Origin of the sequence: Aeromonas sp. s11 (assembly GCF_040907945.1) — a bacterium.
GTDB lineage: Bacteria > Pseudomonadota > Gammaproteobacteria > Enterobacterales > Aeromonadaceae > Aeromonas > Aeromonas veronii.
This window is the reverse complement of sequence record NZ_JBFOCU010000019.1, coordinates 51,143-76,922: the sequence shown is the minus strand read 5'-3', so window position 1 is coordinate 76,922 and position 25,780 is coordinate 51,143. Positions and strand designations below refer to the sequence as shown.

General features: G+C 59.5%; 25 protein-coding genes and 1 tRNA gene. 16 read left to right on the top strand and 10 right to left on the bottom strand.

What is annotated here, in order from left to right; translation table 11 throughout:
- Nucleotides 1-12 precede the first annotated feature (12 nt).
- The 5 genes from AB5Y84_RS04185 to AB5Y84_RS04165 form a co-directional block, all read right to left on the bottom strand.
- Nucleotides 13-1,002: a 2-hydroxyacid dehydrogenase gene (locus AB5Y84_RS04185; RefSeq protein WP_005340720.1), complete on the bottom strand. Its 990-nt coding sequence runs from the start codon at nucleotides 1,000-1,002 to the stop codon at nucleotides 13-15.
- A 74-nt stretch (nucleotides 1,003-1,076) separates the two neighbouring features.
- Nucleotides 1,077-1,571, bottom strand: coding sequence for a CreA family protein (locus AB5Y84_RS04180; RefSeq protein ID WP_005355485.1), 495 nt, complete (start codon nucleotides 1,569-1,571; stop codon nucleotides 1,077-1,079).
- Between the two features lie 26 nt (nucleotides 1,572-1,597).
- Entirely contained in the window at nucleotides 1,598-2,044 is a 447-nt protein-coding gene (locus AB5Y84_RS04175) for a DUF962 domain-containing protein (RefSeq protein ID WP_201944202.1), read from the bottom strand.
- Between the two features lie 62 nt (nucleotides 2,045-2,106).
- On the bottom strand, nucleotides 2,107-2,964 hold the full coding sequence (locus AB5Y84_RS04170) for a hypothetical protein (protein WP_368176428.1): 858 nt from the start codon (nucleotides 2,962-2,964) through the stop codon (nucleotides 2,107-2,109).
- 147 nt (nucleotides 2,965-3,111) lie between these two features.
- Nucleotides 3,112-3,498 (bottom strand): TraR/DksA C4-type zinc finger protein, encoded by a 387-nt coding sequence (locus AB5Y84_RS04165; protein WP_005356952.1) that lies wholly within the window; start codon nucleotides 3,496-3,498, stop codon nucleotides 3,112-3,114.
- A gap of 480 nt (nucleotides 3,499-3,978) precedes the next feature.
- Here AB5Y84_RS04165 and AB5Y84_RS04160 point away from each other — a divergent pair, with 480 nt between their 5' ends.
- The 9 genes from AB5Y84_RS04160 to AB5Y84_RS04120 all read left to right on the top strand — a co-directional run bounded on the left by AB5Y84_RS04160 (nucleotide 3,979) and on the right by AB5Y84_RS04120 (nucleotide 13,173).
- Nucleotides 3,979-5,310, top strand: a complete 1,332-nt coding sequence (locus tag AB5Y84_RS04160; RefSeq protein ID WP_013723370.1) for a glutamine synthetase family protein — start codon at nucleotides 3,979-3,981, stop codon at nucleotides 5,308-5,310.
- Between the two features lie 186 nt (nucleotides 5,311-5,496).
- Nucleotides 5,497-6,858 carry an aspartate aminotransferase family protein gene (locus AB5Y84_RS04155; protein WP_058056392.1) on the top strand — a complete coding sequence of 454 codons (1,362 nt, stop codon included), beginning with the start codon at nucleotides 5,497-5,499 and terminating at the stop codon, nucleotides 6,856-6,858.
- A gap of 53 nt (nucleotides 6,859-6,911) precedes the next feature.
- On the top strand, nucleotides 6,912-8,009 hold the full coding sequence (locus AB5Y84_RS04150) for an extracellular solute-binding protein (RefSeq protein WP_368176444.1): 1,098 nt from the start codon (nucleotides 6,912-6,914) through the stop codon (nucleotides 8,007-8,009).
- Between the two features lie 119 nt (nucleotides 8,010-8,128).
- On the top strand, nucleotides 8,129-9,214 hold the full coding sequence (locus AB5Y84_RS04145; protein WP_139463422.1) for a polyamine ABC transporter substrate-binding protein: 1,086 nt from the start codon (nucleotides 8,129-8,131) through the stop codon (nucleotides 9,212-9,214).
- 78 nt (nucleotides 9,215-9,292) lie between these two features.
- Nucleotides 9,293-10,447, top strand: coding sequence for a polyamine ABC transporter ATP-binding protein (gene potA / locus AB5Y84_RS04140; protein ID WP_005340704.1), 1,155 nt, complete (start codon nucleotides 9,293-9,295; stop codon nucleotides 10,445-10,447).
- On the top strand, nucleotides 10,444-11,349 hold the full coding sequence (locus tag AB5Y84_RS04135) for an ABC transporter permease subunit (protein WP_005340703.1): 906 nt from the start codon (nucleotides 10,444-10,446) through the stop codon (nucleotides 11,347-11,349). Before potA ends, AB5Y84_RS04135 begins: the two co-directional genes overlap by 4 nt.
- Entirely contained in the window at nucleotides 11,349-12,191 is an 843-nt protein-coding gene (locus tag AB5Y84_RS04130; RefSeq protein WP_031227712.1) for an ABC transporter permease subunit, read from the top strand. Before AB5Y84_RS04135 ends, AB5Y84_RS04130 begins: the two co-directional genes overlap by 1 nt.
- 45 nt (nucleotides 12,192-12,236) lie before the next feature.
- Nucleotides 12,237-12,941, top strand: a complete 705-nt coding sequence (locus AB5Y84_RS04125; RefSeq protein WP_368176427.1) for an MOSC domain-containing protein — start codon at nucleotides 12,237-12,239, stop codon at nucleotides 12,939-12,941.
- Between the two features lie 155 nt (nucleotides 12,942-13,096).
- Nucleotides 13,097-13,173, top strand: a tRNA-Pro gene (locus tag AB5Y84_RS04120).
- A gap of 259 nt (nucleotides 13,174-13,432) precedes the next feature.
- On the opposite strand, the gene AB5Y84_RS04115 is transcribed toward AB5Y84_RS04120, so the two are convergent.
- The gene (locus tag AB5Y84_RS04115) at nucleotides 13,433-13,960 is read right to left on the bottom strand and encodes a hypothetical protein (RefSeq protein ID WP_005356927.1); all 528 of its coding nucleotides are present in this window, start codon (nucleotides 13,958-13,960) and stop codon (nucleotides 13,433-13,435) included.
- Between the two features lie 124 nt (nucleotides 13,961-14,084).
- Nucleotides 14,085-14,549 carry a thioesterase family protein gene (locus AB5Y84_RS04110; RefSeq protein WP_005355465.1) on the bottom strand — a complete coding sequence of 155 codons (465 nt, stop codon included), beginning with the start codon at nucleotides 14,547-14,549 and terminating at the stop codon, nucleotides 14,085-14,087.
- Between the two features lie 133 nt (nucleotides 14,550-14,682).
- Between AB5Y84_RS04110 and recQ the strand changes: the two genes are divergently transcribed.
- Entirely contained in the window at nucleotides 14,683-16,518 is a 1,836-nt protein-coding gene (gene recQ / locus AB5Y84_RS04105; protein WP_368176426.1) for an ATP-dependent DNA helicase RecQ, read from the top strand.
- A gap of 67 nt (nucleotides 16,519-16,585) precedes the next feature.
- Here the strand turns inward: recQ and AB5Y84_RS04100 are convergent, their stop codons facing one another.
- On the bottom strand, nucleotides 16,586-16,888 hold the full coding sequence (locus AB5Y84_RS04100) for a cytochrome c (protein WP_005340687.1): 303 nt from the start codon (nucleotides 16,886-16,888) through the stop codon (nucleotides 16,586-16,588).
- A gap of 105 nt (nucleotides 16,889-16,993) precedes the next feature.
- On the opposite strand from AB5Y84_RS04100, the gene AB5Y84_RS04095 reads away from it, so the two are divergent.
- The 3 genes from AB5Y84_RS04095 to AB5Y84_RS04085 all read left to right on the top strand — a co-directional run bounded on the left by AB5Y84_RS04095 (nucleotide 16,994) and on the right by AB5Y84_RS04085 (nucleotide 19,553).
- Complete coding sequence (locus tag AB5Y84_RS04095; protein ID WP_368176425.1) at nucleotides 16,994-18,421, top strand: YdiU family protein; 1,428 nt, start codon at nucleotides 16,994-16,996, stop codon at nucleotides 18,419-18,421.
- 10 nt (nucleotides 18,422-18,431) lie between these two features.
- Entirely contained in the window at nucleotides 18,432-18,719 is a 288-nt protein-coding gene (locus AB5Y84_RS04090) for a DUF3630 family protein (RefSeq protein WP_103250825.1), read from the top strand.
- A gap of 159 nt (nucleotides 18,720-18,878) precedes the next feature.
- Nucleotides 18,879-19,553: a 7-cyano-7-deazaguanine/7-aminomethyl-7-deazaguanine transporter gene (locus AB5Y84_RS04085; protein ID WP_005340680.1), complete on the top strand. Its 675-nt coding sequence runs from the start codon at nucleotides 18,879-18,881 to the stop codon at nucleotides 19,551-19,553.
- 270 nt (nucleotides 19,554-19,823) lie between these two features.
- Here AB5Y84_RS04085 and rraA read toward each other — a convergent pair whose 3' ends face one another.
- Entirely contained in the window at nucleotides 19,824-20,309 is a 486-nt protein-coding gene (gene rraA / locus AB5Y84_RS04080; protein WP_005340678.1) for a ribonuclease E activity regulator RraA, read from the bottom strand.
- Between the two features lie 146 nt (nucleotides 20,310-20,455).
- On the opposite strand from rraA, the gene AB5Y84_RS04075 reads away from it, so the two are divergent.
- Both AB5Y84_RS04075 and AB5Y84_RS04070 read left to right on the top strand, forming a co-directional pair.
- Nucleotides 20,456-22,309 (top strand): methyl-accepting chemotaxis protein, encoded by a 1,854-nt coding sequence (locus tag AB5Y84_RS04075; RefSeq protein WP_103250823.1) that lies wholly within the window; start codon nucleotides 20,456-20,458, stop codon nucleotides 22,307-22,309.
- 122 nt (nucleotides 22,310-22,431) lie between these two features.
- Entirely contained in the window at nucleotides 22,432-23,082 is a 651-nt protein-coding gene (locus AB5Y84_RS04070) for a chromophore lyase CpcT/CpeT (protein WP_069527634.1), read from the top strand.
- Nucleotides 23,083-23,182: 100 nt separating this feature from the next.
- Here the strand turns inward: AB5Y84_RS04070 and rpmE are convergent, their stop codons facing one another.
- Entirely contained in the window at nucleotides 23,183-23,398 is a 216-nt protein-coding gene (gene rpmE / locus AB5Y84_RS04065; RefSeq protein WP_005340673.1) for a 50S ribosomal protein L31, read from the bottom strand.
- A gap of 147 nt (nucleotides 23,399-23,545) precedes the next feature.
- Between rpmE and priA the strand changes: the two genes are divergently transcribed.
- Nucleotides 23,546-25,753 (top strand): primosomal protein N', encoded by a 2,208-nt coding sequence (gene priA / locus AB5Y84_RS04060; RefSeq protein WP_368176424.1) that lies wholly within the window; start codon nucleotides 23,546-23,548, stop codon nucleotides 25,751-25,753.
- Nucleotides 25,754-25,780: the final 27 nt, after the last annotated feature.

Sequence of the window (25,780 nt, the reverse complement as noted above, 5' to 3'; positions counted from 1 at the left end):
GAGGGCGAGCCCTTATTCCACTTCGTTGTCGCAGCGGCCCTGGCTCTCGATGGCGCGGATATTGCCGAGGGTGGTATCGGCGATGGCGTGCAGCGCCTCGCGGGTCAGGAACGCCTGATGGCCGGTGAACAGCACGTTGTGGCAGGCGGACAGACGGCGGAACACGTCATCGGTGATCACTTCGTTGGACTTGTCGGAGAAGAAGAGATCCTCTTCCTCTTCGTAGACGTCCAGCCCCAGCGCGCCGATACGGGAGGTCTTGAGTGCCTCGATGGCCGCGTTGGAGTCGAGCAGGCCGCCACGGCTGGTGTTGATGATCATCACCCCGTCCTTCATCTTGGCGAACGCCTCCTTGTTCAACAGGTGGTAGTTCTCTTTGAACAGCGGGCAGTGCAGGCTGATGATGTCGGATTGGCGGAACAGGGTATCGAGATCCACGTACTCGGCTCCCAGCTCGATGGCTGCCGGATTCTGGTAAGGATCGTTGACCAGCAGGCGAACCCCGAAGCCCTTGAGGATGCGCAGGGCCGCCAGACCGATCTTGCCGGTGCCGATGACGCCAACGGTCTTGCCATGCATGTTGAAGCCGACCAGCCCTTCCAGCGAGAAGTTGGCGTCGCGGGTGCGCTGATAAGCCTTATGGATGCGGCGGTTGAGGCACATCATCATGCCGACGGCGTGTTCTGCAGTCGCCTCGGGGGAGTAGGCGGGCACCCGCACCACTTTCAACCCCAGCTCTTTGGCGGCGGCCAGGTCCACGTTGTTGTAACCGGCGCAGCGCAGGGCAATCACCTGGGTGCCGTTGGCAGCCAGTTCGGTCAATACCTCGCGGTCGGCATCGTCATTGACGAACAGACACACCACCGGGAAGCCGTGAGCCAGTCGGGCCGTTTTGGCCTCCAGCCGTACATCGAAAAACTCCAGGTCGAAGCCGTACTGGCTGTTGGCCTGGTTGAAATGCTCTTTGTCATAGCTCTTGGTACTGAATACGGCGACTTTCATGGTATTTGCTCCGCAGCGTGTGTGTCGTCAAATTACAACAAAATGGGTCAGCTATCACCGGACAAACCGGCTGGTTATTGTCCCCAGGGCATAATGGGAACGGCGCTGACTGCACTCTTGTACGAACCATCCACCAGTTTGGTGCTGTAGGTCAGGTAAACCAGTGCATTGCGTTTCTTGTCGTAAAAACGCACCACTTTCTGCTCCTTGAACACCAGCGAGGTGCTGACATCGAACACCTCTTCCCCCGCTTTCAGCTTTTCGGGCAGGGTGATGGGGCCGATCTGGTGGCACGACAGGGAGGCGTGGGAGGGATCTTCCGCCAGTCCCAGCCCGCCTTTTACACCACCGGTCTTGGGGCGCGCCAGATAGCAGGCGACGCCGTCGATGCGCGGGTCGTCGAACGCCTCCACCAGGATCTTGTGGTTCGGGCCAAACAGCTTGAAGGCGGTGCTCACTTCACCGACCGGGTCGGCCTTGTCAGCCAGCGCCGGGCCGGCAAACAGGGCCCCCAGCAGCAGGGGCAGGGCGCGGCGCAGGGCGTTATGTCGCGTGTGGTTATGTGTCATGGTCTCTCCTGTTGGCCCGGCACTCCTCAATAGGGAATGCCCAGGCGACGATAGAGGCTGGCAAGCACCCAGGCGGGGCCTATCAGCAGAAATTGCAGGTCGGCGAGGAAGGAGGGGCGCTTGCCCTCGATCTTGTGGCCGACAAACTGGGCTATCCAGAGCAGCACGAACGCTGCCACGGCGGGCCACAACAGCGGCCCCTGCCATTGGTAGCAAATCCACAGTCCCAGTGCGGTCAGCCCGGCCATCCCCGCGAACAGCGAAAACGACAGCTGCAAATAGAACAGCAGCACCGGAATGGCTGCCACTGCCGCCCAGTTGAGGGGCTCTGGCAAGGGCCCTTGTGGCAGACACCAGAGCAGCGCCAGCGAGCAGAGATAGATGCCCGGCACCGCCAGCTTGTGGATGGCGACGTTGGCCGAATGGCAATGACTCTGGCCGTATTCCTCAAACCACTCTTGGATTCCCTTCATGACACCTCCCTGGCGCACTGTGTTCTCGCTTCCCGACCCTCATGGTCAGGCGCTCGGGATGCTTATCCCTGCGGTGGATACTCCCAATATTGGGCCGGAATGGATTTTAGCAACGGGGTCATATCCGGATTGGGCAGGGCGATGGTGACCCGCTGATCGAGGTTGGCGCTGGCGAGCGCTTCGCGGATCTTGGGATTGTCATTGAAGAACTTCATAAAACTGCCATCGGCATAGGCCCGCTCCAGCCCGGTCTGAATCGCCTTGGCCAGCTTGGGGTATTCGGGGCTGACGAAGAAGAACTGGGCGAAGGGGTAGCGGATCAGCAGATGCTGCTCGATGGCGAGGTTGGGATACTGCGCCACCAGCTCGCTGCGCTCGGCGAAGATCTCCACCAGGGCGCGCGGGAAGAAGTCGATCTTGTCGCCGTCGTTGATAAGGCGAAACAGACTGCTGTATCGGCCGGAGAAGGTCGGAATGCCCGCATTTTCCAGAATCTTGTTGTCGGCCCAACCGACCCCTTGCGCCGCTTTCAGCTGTTTGAGGTCGGCCAGGGTATTGATCTGGTTGAACTTCTCTTGGGCATCTGCGTGGATGAAGGACAGTCGCAATCCTTCCAGCCCGCGAAACAGCGGAATGGGGACGGCAATCAGGGAGGATTCGAGTGCGCTGGAGGTGCCCATCCAGAAGACGTTGATGGTCTTGCCCTTGCTCAGCTGCTGCTGGAGGGTGAACTGGTTGAAGTCGAGTTCGACAGGCTGGATGCGAAAGAGTTGCCCGGAGCGGGTCAGGGCCAGTTCCAGCAGCTTGTACTGGTACTCCTGGTCAAGATTGTTGACGGGACGGCTGGGGACCTTGACCGTCAGAACCTGTGCTTGTGCCAGCAGTGGCAGGCACAAGCACAGCTTGATGAGCCATTTCACTCTCTGTTCTCCTGTAGATTCCGGAAGGTGTCCGGAGTCTAACAGAACTTGTCACCATCTTGCTGCGAGTCGTTGTGCAAGGTTTGAGCGCGGGGCCCTGCCTTGCTGGCGTCTGTTGCACCAGAATGGTGACGGTTCTTCGAAGAATCAGGCGACGCGACGGAACACGTGGGTATCGTTAAATTCCTTGGTGCTCTGGCATTCGACGCAGAAACGGGATTCCGGACGGGCATGCAGCCGCTTGAGGGAGATCTCGTCACCGCAAGATTCGCAGTAACCAAAATCTCCTTCGCTGATGCGCTTCAATGCGCCCCGCAGCTTGCGCAGGTGCAGCTTGTCGTGCTCGATGCGGTTCAGCTCCAGACGGCGGGCTTCCTCGATACTGGCACGGTCAATTTCATCAGCCATCTCGTTGGTGTCGGTGGCGATGGCCTGGCTGGCCTGGGAGTTCAGGCGCTCTTCGAGCTCGACGATCTGTCGCTCGATCTGCCCCTTGTAAAAGGCCAGTTGGTCTTCAGTCATGAAATCACACATACGATTAACTACCAGTCAGTTTACTAACCCAATTATCCCTGTTTATGGGGGCTGTCTGCCTACAGACCAAGCCCTTGTATCCCGATTTGCACCTGTTTCATGCAAGAGAGTGCAAATCAGGGCGGGCCTTGTACCAAAAAAATGCAGCCAAGCAAAGCAAATAGGATAAGGATTGTGCGCCCTTGCAAAAAAATGGTCCGTTCCTGCGGGGGATTGGTCGGGATCTGGCGTCCGCTTCACCCTCTGTTGGCATCGCCTTTGCAACGATGAGAAGGGTGGGCTTCGTACGGATTTGAGTGTTTAGTATTTGGTGCCGCCTTGGTCATTATATACGCCGTTATTTATAGTTTTTTAAACACGCCCGCTTGACATTGCCCTTGATGGCGGGCTTTTATGGTGATGTTGATTACAATTTTATAACAAGGGTGTTCCATATATTAGACACCCTTGCCAATGGCAACCGTAAAGTCGGGGTTTAACATGGACAGTATCAAAGGCTGGATGGAGAGCAATCGCATCACGGAAGTGGAGTGCCTGTTCCCGGATTTCACCGGCAACGCCCGGGGCAAGATCATCCCAGCCAACAAGTTTTTGCGCGAAGGGGGCATGCGTCTGCCCGAGGTGATTTTCACCCAGACGGTGACCGGCGAATATCCGGATGACGACAGCATGATCGACCCGCTGGAGCGGGACATGCAGCTCTATCCCGACCCCAACACCATCCGTTTTGTCCCTTGGGCGCTGGAGCCCACTGCCCAGGTGATCCACGACTGTTTCGACGTCAACGGCAAGCTGATCGACATCGCGCCGCGCTCCGTGCTGCGTCGGGTTCTGTCATTTTACGAGAAGCAGGGCTGGAAGCCGGTGGTGGCGCCCGAGCTGGAATTCTATCTGGTCACCCGCAACGAGGACCCCGACTATCCGCTGGTGCCGCCGGTCGGCCGTAACGGTCGCCCGGAGACCGCCCGCCAGTCGTTCAGTATCGATGCGGTCAACGAGTTCGACCCCATTTTTGAAGACATGTATGACTACTGCGAGGCGCAGGAGCTGGAGGTGGATACCCTGATCCACGAGTCGGGCGCTGCCCAGATGGAGATCAACTTCCTGCATGGTGATGCCATCGATCTGGCGGATCAGGTGTTCCTGTTCAAGCGCACCATGCGTGAAGCCGCTCACCGCCACGGCATCTATGCCACCTTTATGGCCAAGCCGATGAGCGATGAACCGGGGTCGGCCATGCACATCCACCAGAGTCTGGAAGATGTGAACGGCCACAACCTGTTCGGCACTCCGAACGGCGGCAACAGCGAACAGTTCATGCACTTCATCGCCGGTCTGCAGAAATACACCCCGGCGGTGACCGCCCTGCTGGCCCCCAACGTCAATTCCTACCGCCGCCTCACCTTTGGCGAGAGCGCGCCGCGCAACGTCCAGTGGGGGGTCGAGAACCGCACCTGCGGCCTGCGGGTGCCCTTCTCCGACCCGAGCGCGCGGCGGGTGGAAAACCGCTTCGCCGGTGCCGATGCCAACCCCTATCTGGCGCTGGCCGCCACTCTGGCTTGTGGCTATCTCGGCATGATGGAGAAGCTGGAGCCGCTGCCGGAGATGAAGTCGAGCGCCTATGACCTGCCCTACAGCCTGCCCCGCTCGCTGGAAGAGGCGCTCAGCCATCTCGAACAGTGCGAGCCCATCAAGGAGATGCTGGGTGAGCGCTTCACTCGCGCCTTTGTCGCGGTCAAACGTAAAGAGTACGAGACCTACTTCGGGGTGATCAGTCGCTGGGAGCGGGAGTTCCTGCTGCTGAACGTTTGATCCCCCTGTAACGGGGAGGCCGGAGTCGGTCTCCCCGATCCCTGTATCGAAGAGACCGGAACGCGAGTCAGGTGGCGGCAGCCACCTGTGAGTGGTTGTGGCTGCGAGCATGCAAGCCCGCCTGACTACCCACCTGACTATTTGACGACTGAATATTGCTAAATCGAAGGAACCGAGGAGCAACAAATGCAGCAGACAACCCGTGAGTGGCAACAACTGGATGCCAGCCACCACCTGCACCCCTTTACCGACTTTCAGGCCCTGAACAAGAAGGGCTCGCGCATTATTACCAAAGCCAGCGGCGTCTATCTGGAGGATTCCGAGGGCAAACGCATTCTCGACGGCATGGCGGGCCTGTGGTGCGTCAATATGGGCTATGGCCGCCAGGAGCTGGTGGATGCCGCTACCCGCCAGATGCAGCAGTTGCCCTACTACAACCTCTTCTTCCAGACTGCTCACCCGCCGGTGATCGAGCTGGCGACCCTGCTGGCCGAGGTGACGCCAGCCCATCTCAACCACGTCTTCTTCACCGGCTCCGGCTCCGAGTGCAACGACACCGTGCTGCGGATGGTGCGCCACTACTGGGCCAGCAAGGGTCAGCCTGACAAACAGGTGATCATCAGTCGCCATAACGCCTATCACGGCTCCACCGTGGCGGGGGCGAGTCTGGGTGGCATGAAGGGGATGCATGCCCAGGGCGGACTGCCCATTCCCGGCATAGTGCACATCGATCAGCCCTACCACTTCGGTGAGGGGCAGGGGATGAGTGCCCACGAGTTCGGGCTGGAGCGGGCCCGTCAGCTGGAGCAGAAGATTCTGGAGCTGGGGGTGGACAAGGTGGCTGCCTTTATCGGCGAGCCGATCCAGGGGGCGGGCGGCGTCATCATTCCGCCTGACAGCTACTGGCCGGAGATCCAGCGCATCTGCGATCACTACGGGATCCTGCTGATCGCCGACGAGGTGATCTGCGGCTTTGGCCGTACCGGTCACTGGTTTGCCAGCGAAGGGTTTGGCATCAAGCCGGACCTGATGTGTCTGGCCAAGGGGATCACCTCCGGTTATCTGCCGCTCGGTGCAGTGATGGTCAGTGACCGGGTTGCCAAGGGGTTGGTGGAGGAGGGGGGCGAGTTCAACCACGGCTTCACCTACTCGGGTCATCCGGTCTCTTGCGCCGTGGCGGTGGCCAATATCCAGCTTATGCAGAAAGAGAGCATAGTTAAGCGAGTGCATGATACTATCGGCCCCTATTTGCAGCGCCGCTGGGCAGAGCTGGCCGATCATCCGCTGGTGGGAGAAACCCGAGGCAAAGGATTGGTCGCCGCGCTGGAAATCGTTGAGGACAAGCAGACCAACCGGCGTTTCCCGGCTCAGGCAAATGCGGGGATGACTTGCCGGGAGTTCTGCTTTAACAATGGCTTGGTGATGAGGGCGGTAGGCGATACCATGATCATATCGCCCCCCTTGGTCATCACCGAGGAACAGGTTGATGAATTGGTCGATCTGGCCAGGCGCAGTCTGGATCTGACAGCCGCAAAGCTGAAGGGTTGAGGCAGGTCGGGCAGGTTGGCATGCGCATACAATTTGCTTAGGAGACAAGGATGATGTCTTTCAAAACAGGAGTGATCGCTGCCTCTGTGGCTCTGGTCATGGCAAGTGCCGGAGCAATGGCTGAAGAGAAGGTGCTGCACGTCTACAACTGGAGCGACTACATAGCGCCGGATACCCTGGATAACTTCCAGAAGGAGACGGGGATCAAGGTGGTCTATGACGTGTTCGACAGTAACGAGGTACTGGAAGCCAAGTTGCTGGCGGGTAGTTCGGGCTACGACATCGTGGTGCCATCCAACCCCTTCCTGGCCAAGCAGATCAAGGCGGGCGTGTTCCAGAAACTGGACAAGTCCAAGCTCTCCAATTGGCAAAACATGGATGTCGACCTGCTCAAGGCGCTCGAGCCGAGCGATCCGGGCAACCAGTACTCCATCCCCTATCTGTGGGGCACCATCGGCTATGCCTACAACGCCGAGAAGGTGAAAACCGTGCTGGGGGCCGATGCCCCGGTCAACTCCTGGGATCTGGTGTTCAAGCCGGAGAACATGGCCAAGTTGAAAGAGTGTGGCGTCTCCTTCCTTGATTCACCGACCGAAATGCTGCCGGCTGCCCTGCAATATCTGGGCTTCAAACCGGATAGCCAGAAACCGGCCGAGCTGAAGAAGGCTGAGGAGCTGTTCCTCTCCATCCGTCCCTATACCGCCTATTTCCACTCCTCCAAGTACATCTCGGATCTGGCCAACGGCAACCTCTGCGTCGCGGTCGGTTACTCCGGTGACTTGCAGCAGTCCAAGGCGCGGGCAGCCGAGGCCAAGAATGGCGTCGCGCTCACCTACACCATTCCGAAAGAGGGGGCAGGCAGCTTCTTTGACATGATCGCCATTCCGGCGGATGCCAAGAACGTCGAGGCGGCCCACACCTTCATCAACTACCTGATGAAGCCGGAGGTGATCGCCAATATCACTAACGTGGTGCAGTTCCCGAACGGCAACAAGGCGGCGACCCCGCTGGTGGATGAGGCGATCCGCACCGATCCGGGTATCTACCCTGATGCGGCGACCCTGCAGAAGATCTACACCTTCCCGGATCTGCCGGCCAAGGTGCAGCGTCTGATGACCCGCAGCTGGACCAAGATCAAGTCCGGCAAGTAAGTAACGAATGCCCCTCCCGGTCCGCAGTTCGGCCGGGAGGGTAGTGATGCCATCCATCCGGATGGGCCGCGCGAATGGATGCGCAGACGGTCAACCACTGAAACAGGAGAACTGACACCGTGAATACAACCAGATTGCTAACCATAGCGCTGACCATGGGATTGGCGAATGTGGCCCAGGCTGCCCCTGTGCTGCACTTCTACAACTGGTCTGATTATATCGGTGAGACCACCCTCAGCGATTTCCAGCAGGCGACCGGGATCAAGACCGTCTATGACGTGTTTGACTCCAACGAGACCCTGGAAGGCAAGTTGCTGACGGGGCGGACCGGTTACGATTTGGTGGTGCCCTCCAATAATTTCCTGGCCAAGCAGATCAAGGCGGGAGCCTTCCAGAAACTGGATAAATCCCTGCTGCCCAATCTGGCCAACCTAGATCCCGTGCTGCTCAAGCAGCTCGACAAGGTGGATCCGGGTCATCAGTACGCGGTGCCCTATCTGTGGGGGACCAACGGCATCGGCTACAACGTCGACAAAATCAAGGCGGTGCTGGGGGTCGACAAGATTGACTCCTGGGCCACCATCTTCGAACCGGAAAGCATGGCGAAACTCTCTCGCTGCGGCGTCGCCTTCCTCGACTCTGCCGACGAGATGATCCCTGCTGCCCTCAACTACCTCGGACTCGATCCCAACAGTCATGCGACGGGGGATATCAAGCAGGCCGAGGCGCTGCTGCTCAAGGTGCGGCCCTATGTGGCCTACTTCCACTCCTCCAAATACATCGGCGATCTCGCCAATGGCGACATCTGCGTGGCGGCCGGTTTTTCCGGCGACATCCTGCAAGCCGCTGCCCGCGCCGATGAAGCTGGCAAGGGGGTGAAAATTGCCTACAGCATTCCGAAAGAGGGGGGCAATCTCTGGTTCGACATGATGGCGATCCCGTCCGATGCCACCAATGTCAAAGAGGCGCACGCTCTCATCAACTACGTCCTGCAGCCCGAAGTGATCGCCAAGGTCAGCGACTATGTGGGCTATGCGAATCCCAACTCAAGGGCGGGCGAGTTTATGGATGAGGCGGTGCGCAACAATGAGGAGGTTTATCCCCCTCAGGCCGTGCTGGAGCGACTCTATGTGCAGGAAGCACATCCCCGCTCGGTACAGCGTCTAATCACCCGGAGTTGGACCAAGATCAAGTCCGGTACCTAACCTTGGTGCCCGTTCGGGGGCGCCAAATCGCTTTTATGGATCGGCCGCAAGGCTGGTATCACGTTGGGGAGTTTGGTAATGGCGATAGCCTCCAGTGCCTACAAGAAAGCCCTCGAGGGCAGTCAGCAGCGCAAAGAAGTGCTGGTGAAAATTGATCGGGTAAGCAAGCAGTTCGACGAAACGCTGGCGGTCGATAACGTATCTCTCAATATTCACAAGGGGGAGATTTTCGCCCTGCTCGGCGGGTCCGGGTCCGGCAAATCGACCCTGCTGCGGATGCTGGCCGGTTTCGAGCGCCCGACCGAGGGGCGGCTGTTCCTCGACGGGGTCGACATCACCGACATGCCCCCCTATGAACGCCCCATCAACATGATGTTCCAGTCCTACGCCCTGTTCCCCCATATGACGGTGGCCCAGAACATCGCCTTTGGCCTCAAGCAGGATGGCCTGCCCAAGGCCGAGATCGATGCCCGGGTGGAGGAGATGCTCAAGCTGGTGCAGATGACCCAGTATGCCCGTCGCAAACCACATCAGCTTTCCGGTGGCCAGCGTCAGCGGGTGGCGTTGGCTCGTTCCCTGGCCAAGCGTCCCAAACTGTTGCTGCTGGATGAACCCATGGGGGCGCTCGACAAGAAGCTGCGTTCCAAGATGCAGCTGGAGCTGGTTGAGATCATCGAGCGGGTCGGGGTTACCTGCGTCATGGTGACCCACGATCAGGAAGAGGCCATGACCATGGCGGAGCGGATCGCCATCATGCACCTCGGCTGCATCGAGCAGATCGGCAGCCCGATGGATATCTACGAGACCCCGGCCAGTCGGCTGGTGTGCGAGTTCATCGGCAACGTCAACCTGTTTGACGGCCTGCTGGTGGAGGATGAGCAGGACCACGCCACCATCGCTTGTGCCGACTTGGAACAGCCCATCTATGTGGGCCACGGCATCAGCTCCCGCGCCGAAAACAAGAAGGTGACCTACGCCCTGCGGCCGGAAAAACTGCTGATGAGTTTGCAAAAGCCGGAAGAGATCGAGCACCCGGATTTCAACTGGACCAAGGGTGAGGTCTATGACATCGCTTATCTGGGCGGTCACTCGGTTTATCACATCCAGCTGCCCTCGGGCAAAATCGTTCAGGCTTTCATCGCCAATGCCGAACGCCACGGCAAGCGGCCAACCTGGGATGACCAGGTGTTCCTCTACTGGGAAGATGACAGCGGCGTGGTGCTGCAATCATGAAGTTCTTGCAACGACTGAAGCGGGTCGGGGGGCGCCGGCTGGTGATTGGCATCCCCTTTTTCTGGCTGTTTCTCTTCTTCCTGCTGCCCTTCGTCATCGTGGTGAAGATCAGTTTTGCGGAAGCGGATGTGGCGATCCCGCCCTACACCGACGTGGTGAGCTGGGCCGACAATCAGCTCACCATCCTGCTCAATATGGGCAACTACCTGCTGCTGCAAGAGGATGAGCTCTATATCGCAGCCTATCTGGGCTCCCTCAAGATGGCCTTCGTCAGCACTTTGCTCTGCCTGCTGATTGGCTATCCGATGGCCTACTCCATCGCTCGGGCCAACAAGGAGACCCAGACCGTTCTGCTGCTGCTGATCATGATGCCGACCTGGACCGCCATTCTGATCCGGGTCTACGCATGGATGGGGATCCTCAGCAACAACGGCCTGCTCAACAGCGTCTTGCTGGGGATCGGGGTGATCGACGAACCGCTGCAGATCCTCAACACCAACCTGGCGGTCTATATCGGCATCGTTTACTCCTACCTGCCCTTCATGGTGCTGCCGCTCTACGCCAATCTGGTCAAGCATGACCAGAGCCTGCTGGAGGCCGCCTCCGACCTGGGGGCCCGCAACCTGACCCGGTTCTGGCAGATCACGGTGCCGCTCTCCAAGAACGGCATCATCGCCGGCTGCATGCTGGTGTTCATTCCGGTGGTGGGAGAGTTCGTTATTCCGGAAATGCTGGGCGGCCCGGAGACCCTGATGATCGGCAAGGTGCTGTGGCAGGAGTTCTTCAACAACCGCGACTGGCCGGTTGCCTCTGCGCTGGCGGTAGTGATGCTGGCGGTGCTGATCATTCCGATCATCCTCTTCAACCGTAACCAGGCCAAAGAGCTGGAGGGCAAGGCATGATGAGACGTTTCGGTTTTGCCAAGCTGATGCTCTGGCTTGGGCTGCTGTTTATCTACCTGCCCATGATCATCATGGTGATCTACTCCTTCAACGCCTCCAAGCTGGTGACGGTGTGGGGCGGGTGGTCGCTCAAGTGGTATTTCGGCCTGCTCGATAACAAGCAGCTGATCGGGTCTGTGTTCCGCTCGCTGGAGATCGCCTTCTACACCGCGATCGCCGCGGTGGCGCTGGGGACGGTGGCGGCCTTCGTGCTGACCCGAATTCCCCACTTCCGTGGTCGCACCCTGTTCGGTGGCATGGTGACGGCGCCGCTGGTGATGCCCGAGGTGATCACCGGTCTGTCGCTGCTGCTGCTGTTCGTAGCGATGGCCCAGCTGGTGGGCTGGCCCGCCGAGCGGGGCATGCTGACCATCTGGATCGCCCACACCACCTTCTGTACCGCCTATGTGGCGATCGTGGTGTCGGCGCGGTTGCGGGAGCTGGATCTCTCCATCGAGGAGGCGGCGATGGATCTTGGCGCCAAGCCGTGGAAGGTGTTCTTCCTGATCACCATCCCGATGATCGCCCCCTCGCTGGCCGCAGGCGGCATGATGTCGTTCGCCCTGTCGCTGGATGATCTGGTGCTGGCGAGCTTCGTCTCCGGCCCGGGCTCCACTACCTTGCCGATGGAGGTCTTCTCGGCGGTGCGGCTCGGGGTTAAACCCGAGATCAACGCGGTGGCCAGCCTGATCCTGCTGTCGGTATCGCTCTTTACCTTCGGCAGCTGGTATCTGATGGCCAGGGCGGAGAAGCGCCGTCGTGCCGAGATCGCCATGACCACCCAGATGCAGGCCGTCGTCTGACGCCATGATAAGATCCGCCTACTCTCGTCAACCTGGAGGATGAGTATGCGGATCTCCCTTTTTAGTGGTCGTGGCACCGAGCTGGTGCCCGGCCTCACCAGCGCTATTCACAAGCAACCGATCTCTGCACCAGTTCGCTGTACCTTTGCCGGTCTGGAAGGGGATGAACAGTGTGACCAGCGCCACCACGGTGGCCCGGATCGGGCGCTCCACTACTATTCTGCCGATCACTATATCTGGTGGCAGACCTGGCAAACCGCGCTGGACTTGCCTGCGCCACGTACACCCTGGCGACCTGCCGCCTTTGGCGAGAACCTCTCCGGTATCGGGCTGACCGAGGCGCAAGCCTGCATTGGCGATGTCTATCGACTCGACGAGGCGCTGATCCAGATAAGTCAGCCAAGATCCCCCTGCTTCAAGCTCAACCAGCGCTTTGGCTATGGCCAGATGTCCCTGGTGATGCAACTGAATGGCCGTTGTGGCTGGCTGCTGCGGGTGCTGGAGGAGGGGATGGTGTCGCCGGAGTCGGCCATGGAGCTGGTGGACAGGCCTTACCCAGAGCTGACGGTGAAGCGTACGGCTGATATCCTGTTCAATCAGGTGCGCAACGAGACTGACTTGCTGCTGTTGCTGGAGAATCCGGCCCTCTCCCCCAACTGGCGCCAGCATGCAGCCGACTGGCTGGAGCATGGCACTGTGGCTGACTGGCAGCGCCGTCTGCTGGGGCCAGCCTCCCTGCGCCTGGCCTGACGGCCGGTTACCGGAATGTCACCAGCTGGCTGCAGCCCGGTAAACGGATAAAAAGAGTGCTGAATAGTTGAGCGAACGACACTTTTTTTCCTGCCAAATGCAAAAAAGGCTTGTGTCGGGTCTGGGCTTTCGGTAAATTCCCGTCCCGCAGACATCGGTGTGTAGCGCAGCTTGGTAGCGCACTTCGTTCGGGACGAAGGGGTCGGAGGTTCGAATCCTCTCACACCGACCAAATTTGAAAAGGCCGCTCAATAGAGCGGCCTTTTTGCATTTTCCTTCCAGTTACTAGGTTTTTCATTAGCTGCTGACCTGTTACCTGGCCAAGTGATCTGACTTGATGTATGCAGGGTCGAAGCAAGCCCACAGACATTAAAAGGGCCACCGCTCGGTGGCCCATCGGTGGAGTCTGATTCTGACTCCGGCACTCTAGATTGTGGCAATCTCGCTATGGGTCTTGTCTATGGTGCCCTCCTTGCGCGCCAGGCGCTTACTCAGATATGCCAGTGCTGATGCCGCAAAGCCTTGAAACTGTGTTGAGGCAGCAAGGCCGCGTGCTTGGGGTACTCACTAATGAAATGCTCTATTCCCTCCATCAGTTGTGCACGTAATGAAATCACGGGCTCATGCCAGGCTTGCAGGCATAAATGGCCGGGGATCAACTGCTCCTGATAATCTTCCAGCAGCTGTTCTGGCCAAGGTTCAATACCGGAATTGCGTTGCAGTAAATAGTGGGCGGCGGGTTCACGGGCATAAATGAACTGAATTTGGGCCAGATCGCGTTGGCATAGCGTTTGACTGTTGATGTGACAGGTCAAATATTTTCCCGTTTTCAGATCCAGAAAGTGACCGCGTTGCCGACAGGGAACGATGCGATACCAAGGCAGGGGTGAGGAGAGAGAATACCCCTCAAGCTCCTGTTCCAACCAGTGGCGACACTCGGGTGTCTGCACCTCGTCGAGCATGGACTCGAGCTGTGTCAACAAGGCTCTGGATGGTTTGATGGCCAGTTTCGCACTCATCGCCTGCAATCCTCCCTCTGCACACAATCCCGACTATCAGTATGGACCTTGTTCGGCCCGAGGGGGTAAGGAATCTAATGATTAAAAGTGGATTAGCCGCGTGGTTTTTATGCACTAACTTGGTTCAACCTACCAGATAGGTACCAGTGCCGAAGGCGATGTGGGTGCCCTCTTCGTTGTGCAGCTCCATCCGGGCGACGGCCACCTTGCTGCCAGCCCGGATGATGTGGGCGGTGGCGATAAACTCGTTGCCGCGCCCCGGCCGCAGGTAATCCACCCGCAGATCTATGGTGCCGAGGCGGGCGAAGCGCTCCTTGAGATAGCTGGGGGAGAACTCCTCCAGCTCGTCGATGCAGGAGGCGGCGACGATCATGCCGCCCGCCACATCCAGCAGCGTGGCGGTGACGCCGCCATGCAGGATGTTGTGGAAGGGGTTGCCGATCAGCTTCTCATCCATCTTGATGCGCAGCTCCACCTTGTCGAAGTCGTAGTGGGTCACTTGCATGCCGATCAGCTTGTTGAACGGCATCTTCTCGGCAAACAGGTTGGCAATGCCACTGAGCGCCATCTTCTTGAGCATCTGTTTCATTCTCTGATCCCAATCCTTGTCATCAAAGCCGAGTAAAAACTCCAGCCAGTCTGCAACAGTTCCTTAACAGTCGCAATGGCAGGTTTATTGTGGGCGGCGGCTGCTTTAGAATGGCGACCCCAAAGGAGAGCCCATGACCGCGATTGCCGAAACCCTGCCAGATCCTCAGCCAGAGAGTCCGCTTGCCCTGCTGCAGGCGGTCTTCGGCTATCAGCAGTTTCGGCCGGGTCAGCTCGAAATCATCGACCAGATCGTCGCGGGGCGCGATGCGCTGGTGCTCAAGCCCACCGGTGGTGGCAAGTCGCTCTGCTACCAGATCCCGGCACTGCTGCGGCCCGGGCTCGGTGTGGTGGTCTCTCCACTGATCTCCCTGATGAAGGATCAGGTCGACAGCCTGCGCGCCAACGGTGTGGCGGCGGTCTACATCAACTCGGCCCTCAGTCGGGAGGAGATGATTCAGAACTTCGCCGCCATGCGCCGTGGCGAGATCAAGTTGGTCTATGTCTCCCCCGAGCGACTGTTGCAGCACGAGTTTATGGATCGGCTGGCCGAACTGCCGCTCGGGCTGTTCGCCATCGACGAGGCGCACTGTGTCTCCCAGTGGGGCCACGATTTCCGGCCTGAGTATGCGGCGCTGGGGCGACTCAAGCAGTGGTTCCCGCAGGTGCCGGTGGTAGCACTGACCGCCACTGCCGACGAGGCGACCCGCAGCGACATGCTGCACCGGTTGGAGCTCAACGATCCCTTCATTCACACCGCCAGCTTCGATCGCCCCAATATCCGTTACAGCCTGGTGGAGAAGTTCAAGGCGGCCGAGCAGTTGCTGCGTTACGTGCAGAGCCAGAAGGGCAACTGCGGCATCGTCTACTGCTCCAGCCGCAATCGGGTGGAGGAGGTGGCCGAGCGCCTCTCCCGCCACGGCTGCAAGGCGGCGCCCTATCATGCAGGGCTGCCGCTCGAGCAACGCCAGCAGACCCAGGATGCCTTCCTCAAGGATGATGTCGAGATCGTGGTGGCGACGGTGGCGTTCGGCATGGGCATCGACAAGCCCAACGTGCGCTTCGTGGTGCACTACGACATCCCGAAGAACATCGAATCCTACTATCAGGAGACCGGTCGTGCCGGTCGTGATGGCACCCCTGCCGAGGCGCTGCTGCTCTACGATCCTGCCGATATCGGCCGGGTACGCCGCCTGCTCGACAACATCGAGAACCCGCAGCAGTTGCAGGTGGAGCAGTACAAGCTCAACGTGATGGCGGCCTTTGCCGAGGCGCAGACTTGCCGCCGTCAGGTGCTGCTCAACTATTTTGGCGAGTACAACGACAAGCCGTGCGGCAACTGCGATATCTGTCTCGATCCGCCCAAGAGCTATGACGGCACCGAAGATGCCCAGAAGGCGCTCTCCTGCGTCTGGCGGGTGGGGCAGAATTTCGGTGTGGGCTATGTGGTGGAGGTGCTGCGCGGGTCGCTGAACCAGCGTATCAAGGATCACGGCCACGACAAGCTCTCGACCTACGGCATCGGCAAGGATCAGAGCCACGAATACTGGATGAGCGTGATCCGCCAGCTGATCCACAAGGGGCTGCTGACCCAGAACATCACCCGCAATCTGGTGCTGCAGCTGACCGAAGCGGCCCGCCCCGTGCTGCGTGGCGAGGTGAAGCTGGAACTGGCGGTACCCCGCCTGCAGCCTATCTCCAGCCGCAAGGAGAAGCGCAACGGTCTGCTCGACAATGCCAACTATGACAAGCGGTTGTTCAAGGAGCTGCGCGGTCTGCGCAAGCAGATTGCCGAGGATGAAGAGGTGCCGCCCTACGTGGTGTTCAACGATGCGACCCTGGTTGAGATGGCTCAACTGATGCCGATGACCGAAGACGAGATGCTGGCTATCAACGGTGTCGGTCACCGCAAGCTGGAGCGCTTTGGCGAAGCCTTTATGAACCTGATCATCGACTACTGCCGTCGTTAGGGTCGATTAGGCAGCCTAATCGACCAGGGTAAGCGCGGCTCGGAAGAACCTGGGGTCAGACGCGAGGTTATTTCAGGCTGGCGTAGAAGGCCGCCAGATTGTCGATATCCGCATCGGTCAGCGGCGCCATGAAGGGGTCCATCAAGGGCTCTTTGCGAGTGCCATCCTTGAACGCTTTCAACTGTTTCACCAGATAGGCGGCATTCTGACCCGCCAGATGGGGATAGTTGGGGATCATCGCCTTGCCTTCTACGCCGTGACAGGCGGCACAGACCGCCGCCTTGGCTTTGCCTGCCTCGATATCTGCAGCCTTGGCCTGATGACCCCACGCCAGTGCCAGCAAGGGCAGGGCATATACCCATTTTTGCATCTTCTTCTCCTTGAATTGAAAAATGATGGTCGCCAGTTAGCGCAAGCATGGCTGACGGCAGTATAAAGAGTGACACGAGCATACGCAGGGACGAATGGCACAACCATGAAGTTGATCAACACTTTTGCGACCGAGCTGCCTTGGGCCTGTGAACCCGTGGTCCCCCAGCCGCTGCAGCAACCCCGGTTGCTTCATCTCAACCGGATTTTGCTGGATAAGCTGGGATTTGGAGGCGTCAGCGAGGCTGACTGGATCGCCTGTTGTGGCGAGGGAAAAGTGCTGCCCGGTATGCAGCCGGTAGCGCAGGTCTATGCCGGCCATCAGTTCGGGGGTTATAGCCCCCGGCTTGGGGATGGCCGCGCGCTGCTATTGGGTGAGCAGCAGGCGCCTGATGGTCAGCGCTGGGATCTGCACCTGAAGGGTGCAGGAAAGACGCCGTTTTCCCGCTTTGGCGACGGCCGCGCCGTGCTGCGCTCCAGCATCCGCGAATATCTCGCCTCCGAGGCGCTCCATGCCCTCGGCATCCCGACCACGCGGGCGCTGGTATTGGTGGGGAGTCAGGAGCCTGTTTATCGCGAGCAGGTGGAGACCGGGGCGACCGTGCTGCGTACCGCCCCCAGCCATCTGCGCTTCGGTCATATCGAGTATTTCGCCTGGAGCGGGCAGGGGGAGAAGATCCCGCCACTCATCGACTATCTGCTGCGCCACCACTTCCCCGAGTTGGAGAATGGCGCCGAACTGTTTGCCGAAGTGGTGCGCCGCACCGCGCGGCTGATTGCCAAATGGCAGGCGGCGGGCTTCTGTCACGGGGTAATGAATACCGACAACATGTCGCTGCTCGGCTTGACGCTGGATTACGGGCCATACGGCTTTATCGATGCTTACGTGCCCGATTTTGTCTGCAACCACTCGGACCCTGCGGGCCGCTACGCGCTGGATCAGCAGCCCGCGGTCGGTTACTGGAATTTGCAAAAGCTGGCGCAGGCGCTGGCTGGCCATGTAGACGGTGATGCGCTGGCTGCTGCGTTGGCCCAGTACGAGCAGCAGCTGATGCTGCACTACTCCGAACTGATGCGGGCCAAACTCGGGCTGGCGGTGTGGGAGGAGGATGACCCGGCGCTGTTCCGCGAGTTGTTCCGGTTGCTGGCGGCCCACAAGGTGGATTACCACCTGTTCCTTCGTCGTCTCGGTGAGGTAACGCAAGAGGGGGCGTGGCCTGCGTCTCTGCTGGCCCTGTTGTCTGAACCTGGTGTTTGGCAGGAGTGGCTGGAGCGCTATCGGGCGCGGCTAATGCGCGAAGGAAGCGAGGATGCCGTGCGCAAGGCGCAGATGGATGCCATCAATCCCAAGTATGTGCTGCGCAATGCGCTGGCCCAGCAGGTGATCGACGCCGCCGACGCAGGGGATATGCGGCCTTTCGAGCGGCTGTTCGCCGCCTTGCAGCGCCCCTATGATGAACAACCCGAATATGAGGATCTCGCCACCCCGACTCCGGCATGGTATTGCGGTGGTGAGCTCTCCTGCAGCAGCTGAGAGACAGGGAATGAGTTGGCAAATCAAACAGGTAGATAACGAAGCTGGCGTGGTGACGCTGGATTGTCCGGCGCTCGACTGGGACACGTTTCCGCTGTTGGCGCAGGCCTTGCTGCGAGAGTGGGAGCTGCAGCCGCTCGAGCAGGATGCGGGGGCCGACCGCCATAGCTGGTTGCTGGAGTTTGAAGGAAGCCAGTTTCGGCTGGAGTACGAACATTACAGCGGCTGCTGGCTGGAGGCGGTACGCCCGGCGGATCGGGAGGCGCTGCTCTGGCTCGCCAGACAGCACAAGGTGTGACTATCGCCCACAAGGCCTGCTCTGCCGCAGGCCAACCTGGATGAGCCTAATCGCATAAAGATTGAACTATCGGTTTGGGGGCGTATAATCTCGCCCCTCGATTATCGCCAATGGTGGCGATATGGGTTCCCTAACCCCATTAACCAAAAAGGTCACAAGATGAATCTGACCCCTGCGCAGTACCAAACGGCGCTCGTTCGCCTATCGTTGTTCCACATCCTGATCATTGCCAGCAGCAACTATCTGGTGCAGCTGCCGATCACCGTGTTTGGCTTCCACACCACCTGGGGTGCGTTCAGCTTCCCGTTTATCTTCCTGGCGACCGACTTGACAGTGCGGATCTTCGGTGCCGGTCTGGCGCGCAAGATTATCCAGACCGTGATGCTGCCAGCACTGGCGGTCTCCTATGCGCTCTCCGTGCTCTTCTTCGAAGGGAGCTTCCAGGGCGTTGGTCATCTGGCCGAATTCAACCTGTTCGTGGCGCGTATCGCGCTGGCCAGCTTTATGGCCTATCTGGTAGGGCAGTTCATGGATGTGGTGGTGTTCAACCGCCTGCGTCTGCTCAAGCAGTGGTGGATTGCACCTGCGGCCTCCACCCTGTTCGGTAATCTGGTTGATACCATCGCTTTCTTCAGTGTGGCCTTCTGGCGCACCACAGATCCTTTCATGGCAGAGCACTGGGTCGAGATCGCAACCGTCGATTACGTATTCAAGTTGCTGATAAGCCTTGGTTTGTTCGTGCCGCTCTACGGTGTCTTGTTGCGCTACCTCAGCCGCAAGCTGGTGGGCGAGGCCGGATTATCCAGCCTGCAAACGGCCACCCGGCAAGCCTGACCAGATTGACCACCCTTCGCGGTGGTCAATTTTTTTGCACTTTCTGCAAATAGCGCTTGCCTAGTTAAATGAGAATGATTATTGTTAACTTGTTTTCCGGGAAAGACTTCATTCGTTCCAACGTGATGGACTTCTTGTGAAGGCACGACATTGCTCACATTGCTTCCAGTTAAGGGCCAGTTTATCTGGCCCTCTTTTTTTGTCATTTTTCAGCAAGTTGCAGGCATAAAAAACGGGAGCCAAGGCTCCCGTCGTCACGCTGTCTGTGGCTTACTCGATATCGAGTGCCTCGGGGGAGAGGATCACCCCTGTGGTATCGGCGTAGAGGTGGTCGTCAGGCAGGAAGGTCACGCCACCGAAGTTGACCGGCAGATCGGTCTCCCCCACATCCTTGCTGTCGGCACCGACCGGAATGGCTGCCAGTGCCTGAATGCCGATATCCAGATCTTCCAGAATATCGACTTCGCGGACGCAGCCGTAGCAGACAATCCCTTCCCAATCGTTCTCTGCTGCTGTTGTGGCGATGTCGCTGTCGATCAGAGCGCGGCGCATGGAGCCACCGCCATCGATCAGCAAGACGCGTCCCAGTCCGTTCTCTTTGACGAGTTCACGGATCAGGCCATTCGATTCGAAGCATTTGACGGTGGTGATGACGCCGCCGAAAGAGGCGCGGCCGCCGAAGGAGCAGAGCATGGGTTCAAGCACATCCACCATGTCCTGATAGATGTCGCACAGTTCAGAAGTATTGTATTCCATAGTGTCAAATCCACGGCTGGAAACAGGTGCAACCAGTATAAGGAGTGGGTGTGGCATTTCAATGAATATTCCTTGCACAGATCACCTGTCGCCGCTTTTCTGCATAAGCTCAATGCAGTTCACTGCCAGTTTGCGAGAGGTCTATCGTGCTTATCCGTCATAAGTTGATCCTGAATACCGTGCTGGTTGCCGTTGCCATGCTGGTACTGAGCGGCCTGTTTATCTACTCCAGCCAGGTGCACCGTCACCTGACCGAAGCCCAGCGCAATATCGACCAGCTGGAGATCGCCATGCTCAACCTGCGGCGGGCCGAGAAGGATTTTCTGATCCGCAAGGATATGACCTTCGTCGAGCGCTTCAATCAGGGGCTCTCAGACTTTCACCAGCATAACCGGGAGCTGGTGACCGATGACAATCTGGCGGCCGTCGAGGGGGAGCTGACCAGACTGGATCAGCAGATCAGCGGCTATGGCAAGGCCTTCAACGATCTGGTGGCCCAGCAGCAGAAGATTGGTCTGGGGCCGGAGGAGGGGCTCTATGGCAAGCTGCGGGCGGCGGTGCATGAGGTGGAGAATGGGCTCAAGCAGCTGGATCAGCAGGGGCTACTCATCACCATGTTGCAGCTGAGGCGGGCGGAGAAAGACTTCATGCTGCGTTCCGATATCCAGTATCTGGAGCGTTTCGAGACCTTGCACAAGAGTTTTCAGGATAGCCTTGCCACTTTGCCGGAGGGGGATCGCGGCAGGTTGGAGCAGGCCAGCAAGCAGTACCGGCAGGACTTTGTGGCGCTGGTGCAGGGGATGCAGGTACTGGGGCTGAAAGAGGATGAGGGGCTGCGCAACCAGATGCGGGATCTGGTGCATCAGACCGAACAGGGGTTTGCCGCCGTCGATCAGCACATTGTCGCTGAGCTGGAGCGGCAGAGCGCTCGCCTCAACAGCCTGATGCTGGTCTGTGGCGGGGTGATTGTGGTGCTGATCGGCATCATGAGCGTGTTGCTGGGGCGCAGCATCGACCGTCCCATTACTCAGGTGAATGATACCGTCAACCGCATTCGCCAGGATAATGACCTGCGCCTGAAGATAGAGCTGCGCGGGGCAGATGAAATGGCCCAGCTGGCAGGCAATCTCGACGTGATGCTGGGCGGGTTTCGCAACCTGATTGGCGATGTGAAGCAGAGCGTGCACACCCTGACCGAAGCGGCGGATCACCTCTCGGCCAACGTCAAACGCACCAGCGAAGGGGCGGCGCGCCAGCTGCAGGAGACCGACATGGTGGCGACCGCGTCCACCGAGATGGGCTCCACCATCGAAGAGATCGCCCGCAACACCGAGCAGGCGGCCAACAATGCGCAGGCGACCAACAACAAGGCGATGGAGGGGCGGACTGCGGTCGAGAATACTGTCGAGCAGATCCGCTCGCTGGCAGGCAATCTGGAGAGTTCATCCCGCGAGGTAAGCCAGCTGCAAAAAGAGAGCGAGACCATCGGCTCCGTGCTTGACGTGATCCGCGGCATTGCCGAGCAGACCAACCTGCTGGCCCTCAACGCAGCCATCGAAGCAGCTCGGGCAGGGGATCAGGGACGTGGTTTTGCGGTGGTGGCCGATGAGGTGCGCAATCTGGCCATCCGTACCCAAAAATCGACCCAGGAGATCGCCGGCATCATCAGCTCGCTGCAGAAACAGACCGGCAGCATCGTCGAGGTGATGGCGACCTGCCGCGAGCAGGGCAACCGCAGCTCGGATCAGGCCAGTACCGCAGGGGAGTTGCTGGGGCAGATCACTCAGGATGTTACCAACATCATGGACATGAGCACCCAGATTGCTGCGGCTATCGAACAGCAGAGTCTGGTGGCCAACGAGGTGAACCGCAACGTCAACAACATCCGCGACATCGCCCAGGAGTCGAGCATCATGGCAGAGGAAAATGCGAGATCCAGCGAGGGCCTCAACGAGCAGGCCCAGCTGCTCAACAAGGCGGTGGCAAAATATCGGGTTTAGTGAGCGGACTGGCATCCTTATGAGGTTTTTGCACCAGAGTGGCAATGATTTGATCGTAATGGCTGTTATTGGGGAAATTCGCTCATATAATCGCCGCCACTATGATGATTCGGAAGGATTCGATGGCAAAGTTGCTGGTGGCCGTATTCGGGCTGCTCTGTTCCTGTCTGGTGTTGGCAGGATCGGCGCCTCAGGCTACCCCACTCAAGCCCGGTATGGAGCCGCTACTCAGCTGGTTCAACGGGGCCTTTACGAGCCGGGAGCAGGCCAGTTACGACAGCCGCTTTACCAGTGCCGAGCTGCGCTTGATGGAGATCTGGCCCGGCTATCAGGGCTATCGCTGGGTCTATGCCGAGCAGTATCTGAGCATGCGCTCCATCCGCCCCTTTCGCCAGCGTATTTATCGCTTCTCACCCGCCCCTGACGGGCGGATCCTGATGGCCGAACTGACCATGCCCCGTGCCACCGATTTTGCCGGTGCCTGGCATGATCCCGCCCTGCTCGACAGCCTGACCCCGCAGCAGCTCTCCTTGCGCCACGGATGCGAGATCTGGCTGACACGCACTCCCTCCGGCGAATATGCCGGCCACACCCGGGTGGGCCACTGCTCCACCGATTTTGGTGGTGCCACGACGCTGGTGCAGCATATCTGGATTGGCCCCGACAGCGTCAGATTGCTGGATCGCGCCTATGACAACGCAGGGAGTCCGCGTTGGGGCAGCCCGGGTGAGGGGTATGTCTATTTGCGTCGTTCCAAAGGGTTTGGCCAGTAGGGGAGAGTGCGTCTGGCTGCGGGAACATGAAGGATGAAAAACAGGGATCGTAAAAAAGGCGCCCATTGGGCGCCTTTTTCAGAATTCTTCAGAAGTAAAATTACTTCTTGGTGGTCATCGCACCGAAACGCTTGTTGAACTTGTCTACGCGGCCGCCGCTAGAAACTTCTTTCTGCTTGCCGGTGTAGAACGGGTGGCACTCGGAGCACACGTCCAGGTTCAGATCTTTACCGATGGTAGAGAAAGTGTTGATGACGTTACCGCAAGAGCACTTGGCGGTGATGGCTACGTAGTCAGGATGGATACCAGCTTTCATGGACAACCTCAATTAATAGGCCGTGTCGCCATCCGATCTCTTGTCGGACACCACACGATTGTTGAACACAGTTTCAAAGGCTGCGAATAATATAGGAAATGCCTGAGATCAGGCAAGTGGCTTCGCAGAAAAAATAGGCAACCCCTGGTGAATTCTTCCCAAACGCTGGATCTGGTTCGTGTCGCTGTCCCGGTACCGTTACGCCGTCACTTCGACTATCTCTCTCCCCTGCCGTTACCTGCCCCCGGTTGCCGGGTCGAGATCCCTTTCGGCCCCCAGACCCTGGTCGGGCTGGTGGTGGAACATCCGGTCGACAGCCAGGTGCCCCGCAACAAGCTCAAGCCCATCAAGCGAGTACTCGATGCGACGCCGGTGCTGGGGCCGGATATTTTGGCGCTGATGAACTGGAGCGCCAGCTACTACCAGCATCCGCTGGGTGAGGTGTTGCCTCACGCCCTGCCAGTGCTGGTGCGCAAGGGGGAGCCAGCCGCCTATCGGGAGCTGGAGTTCTGGTTTGCTACCGAGGCCGGCATGGCCATCGACCTTAACGAGCTCAAGCGGGCGGCCAAGCAGCAGCAAGCGCTCGCCTTGCTGCGCAAGGGGCCGCAGACACCTTCCGCTCTCAAGCAGGAGGAGATCCAGAGCGCAGCTCTCACCGCGCTGGAGAAGAAGGGGCTGCTGGAGAAGCGTTCGCTGGAGCCGAGCCACGATGGCGATTGGGCTGCCCGCTTTGAGCCGGGGGAGGGGCTGCGCCTCAATGGCGAGCAGGCGTTGGCCGTCTCTGCCGTTACCAGCCAGAGCGACAAGTTCGGCGCCTTCCTGCTCGATGGCATCACAGGTTCCGGCAAAACCGAGGTGTATTTAAGCATCCTCGAGCCGTTGCTCAAGGCGGGCAAGCAGGCGCTGGTGATGGTGCCGGAGATCGGTCTCACCCCGCAGACCATCAATCGATTCCGCCGCCGCTTCAATGTGCCGGTGGTGGCGATGAACTCCGCCATGAACGACAGGGAGCGGCTCGATGCCTGGCTCGCCTGCCGCGACGGCGGCGCCGCCATCCTGATCGGCACCCGCTCCGCGGTGTTCACCCCGTTTCACAACCTCGGCATCATCATCATCGACGAAGAGCACGACGGCTCTTTCAAGCAGCAGGACGGTTTTCGCTACCACGCGCGGGATCTGGCGGTGATGCGGGCTCATCGTGCCGGTATCCCCATCCTGCTTGGCTCTGCTACCCCGTCGCTGGAGACGCTGCACAACGCCCGCACCGGTAAGTATCACCATCTCACCCTGACTCGCCGTGCCGGTAACGCCCAGACCGCCCGTCAGGTGATCCTGGATATCAAGAACGTGCGGTTGCAGGCCGGGCTCTCGCCCCAGCTGGAGCAGCTGATGGCAGAGCATCTGGCGGCGGGCAATCAGGTGATGCTGTTTCTCAACCGCCGTGGCTATGCCCCGGCTCTGATTTGCCACCAGTGCGGCTGGAGCGCCGCCTGTGAGCGTTGCGATGCCTGGTACACCTGGCATCAGGCCGGACGACGGCTGCACTGCCATCATTGCGACAGCGTGCGCCCCTTGCCCCACCACTGCCCCGAATGTGGCAGCAACGAGCTGATCGGATCGGGAGTGGGCACCGAACAGCTGGAACAGCTGCTCACCACGGTGTTCCCGCAATATCCGGTAGTGCGCATCGATCGGGACAACACCCGCCGCAAGGGGGAGCTGGAGACTCACCTCGGCGACATCAAGGCGGGTAAGTACAAGATCCTGATCGGCACCCAGATGCTGGCCAAGGGCCACCACTTCCCGGATGTGACGCTAGTGGGCCTGCTGGATGTGGATGGTGCCCTGTTCAGCGCCGATTTTCGCGCCGCCGAGAAACTGGCCCAGCTCTACACCCAGGTGGCGGGCCGTGCCGGTCGCGCCAGCAAACCCGGGTTGGTAGTGCTGCAGAGCCATCATCCGGAGCACGCCCTGCTGCAGGATCTGACCCAGAATGGTTACGGCCACTTCGCCGATACGGCGTTGAAAGAGCGCCGCCTGTTGGGGCTACCGCCGTTCAGCTATCAGGGGCTGTTCCGCGCCGAGGCCAACGGTCGTGACGAGGTGCAGCTGTTCCTCGCCCGCCTCGCCGATACCCTGCGCAGCGCCCGCTATCCCCACGTTCAGGTGCTGGGGCCCATCAGCGGCTTCATGGAGCGCAAGGCGGGCAAGTTCCGCATGCAGTTGCTGGTGCAGGGGCCGAACCGGGCGCCACTGGCCCAACTGCTCGATTGGGCGGTGAAGGAGCTGGAGGGATGGCCCGAGACCAAGCGGGTACGCTGGAGCCTCGATATTGACCCCACCGAGCTGAACTGAGTCAGGTTCTGGTCGCTGACGGGCCTC

Bases quoted from the DNA above. Each gene is read 5' to 3' on its own strand.
- AB5Y84_RS04135 (WP_005340703.1), top strand. From the start codon at position 10,444: ATGAAGTTCTTGCAACGACTGAAGCGGGTCGGGGGGCGCCGGCTGGTG.
- AB5Y84_RS04115 (WP_005356927.1), bottom strand. From the start codon at position 13,960: ATGAGTGCGAAACTGGCCATCAAACCATCCAGAGCCTTGTTGACACAG.
- AB5Y84_RS04150 (WP_368176444.1), top strand. From the start codon at position 6,912: ATGTCTTTCAAAACAGGAGTGATCGCTGCCTCTGTGGCTCTGGTCATG.
- AB5Y84_RS04100 (WP_005340687.1), bottom strand. From the start codon at position 16,888: ATGCAAAAATGGGTATATGCCCTGCCCTTGCTGGCACTGGCGTGGGGT.
- AB5Y84_RS04185 (WP_005340720.1), bottom strand. From the start codon at position 1,002: ATGAAAGTCGCCGTATTCAGTACCAAGAGCTATGACAAAGAGCATTTC.
- rraA (WP_005340678.1), bottom strand. From the start codon at position 20,309: ATGGAATACAATACTTCTGAACTGTGCGACATCTATCAGGACATGGTG.
- recQ (WP_368176426.1), top strand. From the start codon at position 14,683: ATGACCGCGATTGCCGAAACCCTGCCAGATCCTCAGCCAGAGAGTCCG.
- AB5Y84_RS04130 (WP_031227712.1), top strand. From the start codon at position 11,349: ATGAGACGTTTCGGTTTTGCCAAGCTGATGCTCTGGCTTGGGCTGCTG.
- AB5Y84_RS04085 (WP_005340680.1), top strand. From the start codon at position 18,879: ATGAATCTGACCCCTGCGCAGTACCAAACGGCGCTCGTTCGCCTATCG.
- AB5Y84_RS04125 (WP_368176427.1), top strand. From the start codon at position 12,237: ATGCGGATCTCCCTTTTTAGTGGTCGTGGCACCGAGCTGGTGCCCGGC.
- AB5Y84_RS04155 (WP_058056392.1), top strand. From the start codon at position 5,497: ATGCAGCAGACAACCCGTGAGTGGCAACAACTGGATGCCAGCCACCAC.
- AB5Y84_RS04160 (WP_013723370.1), top strand. From the start codon at position 3,979: ATGGACAGTATCAAAGGCTGGATGGAGAGCAATCGCATCACGGAAGTG.
- AB5Y84_RS04090 (WP_103250825.1), top strand. From the start codon at position 18,432: ATGAGTTGGCAAATCAAACAGGTAGATAACGAAGCTGGCGTGGTGACG.
- AB5Y84_RS04180 (WP_005355485.1), bottom strand. From the start codon at position 1,571: ATGACACATAACCACACGCGACATAACGCCCTGCGCCGCGCCCTGCCC.
- AB5Y84_RS04165 (WP_005356952.1), bottom strand. From the start codon at position 3,498: ATGTGTGATTTCATGACTGAAGACCAACTGGCCTTTTACAAGGGGCAG.
- AB5Y84_RS04095 (WP_368176425.1), top strand. From the start codon at position 16,994: ATGAAGTTGATCAACACTTTTGCGACCGAGCTGCCTTGGGCCTGTGAA.
- AB5Y84_RS04110 (WP_005355465.1), bottom strand. From the start codon at position 14,549: ATGAAACAGATGCTCAAGAAGATGGCGCTCAGTGGCATTGCCAACCTG.
- rpmE (WP_005340673.1), bottom strand. From the start codon at position 23,398: ATGAAAGCTGGTATCCATCCTGACTACGTAGCCATCACCGCCAAGTGC.
- AB5Y84_RS04070 (WP_069527634.1), top strand. From the start codon at position 22,432: ATGGCAAAGTTGCTGGTGGCCGTATTCGGGCTGCTCTGTTCCTGTCTG.
- AB5Y84_RS04175 (WP_201944202.1), bottom strand. From the start codon at position 2,044: ATGAAGGGAATCCAAGAGTGGTTTGAGGAATACGGCCAGAGTCATTGC.
- potA (WP_005340704.1), top strand. From the start codon at position 9,293: ATGGCGATAGCCTCCAGTGCCTACAAGAAAGCCCTCGAGGGCAGTCAG.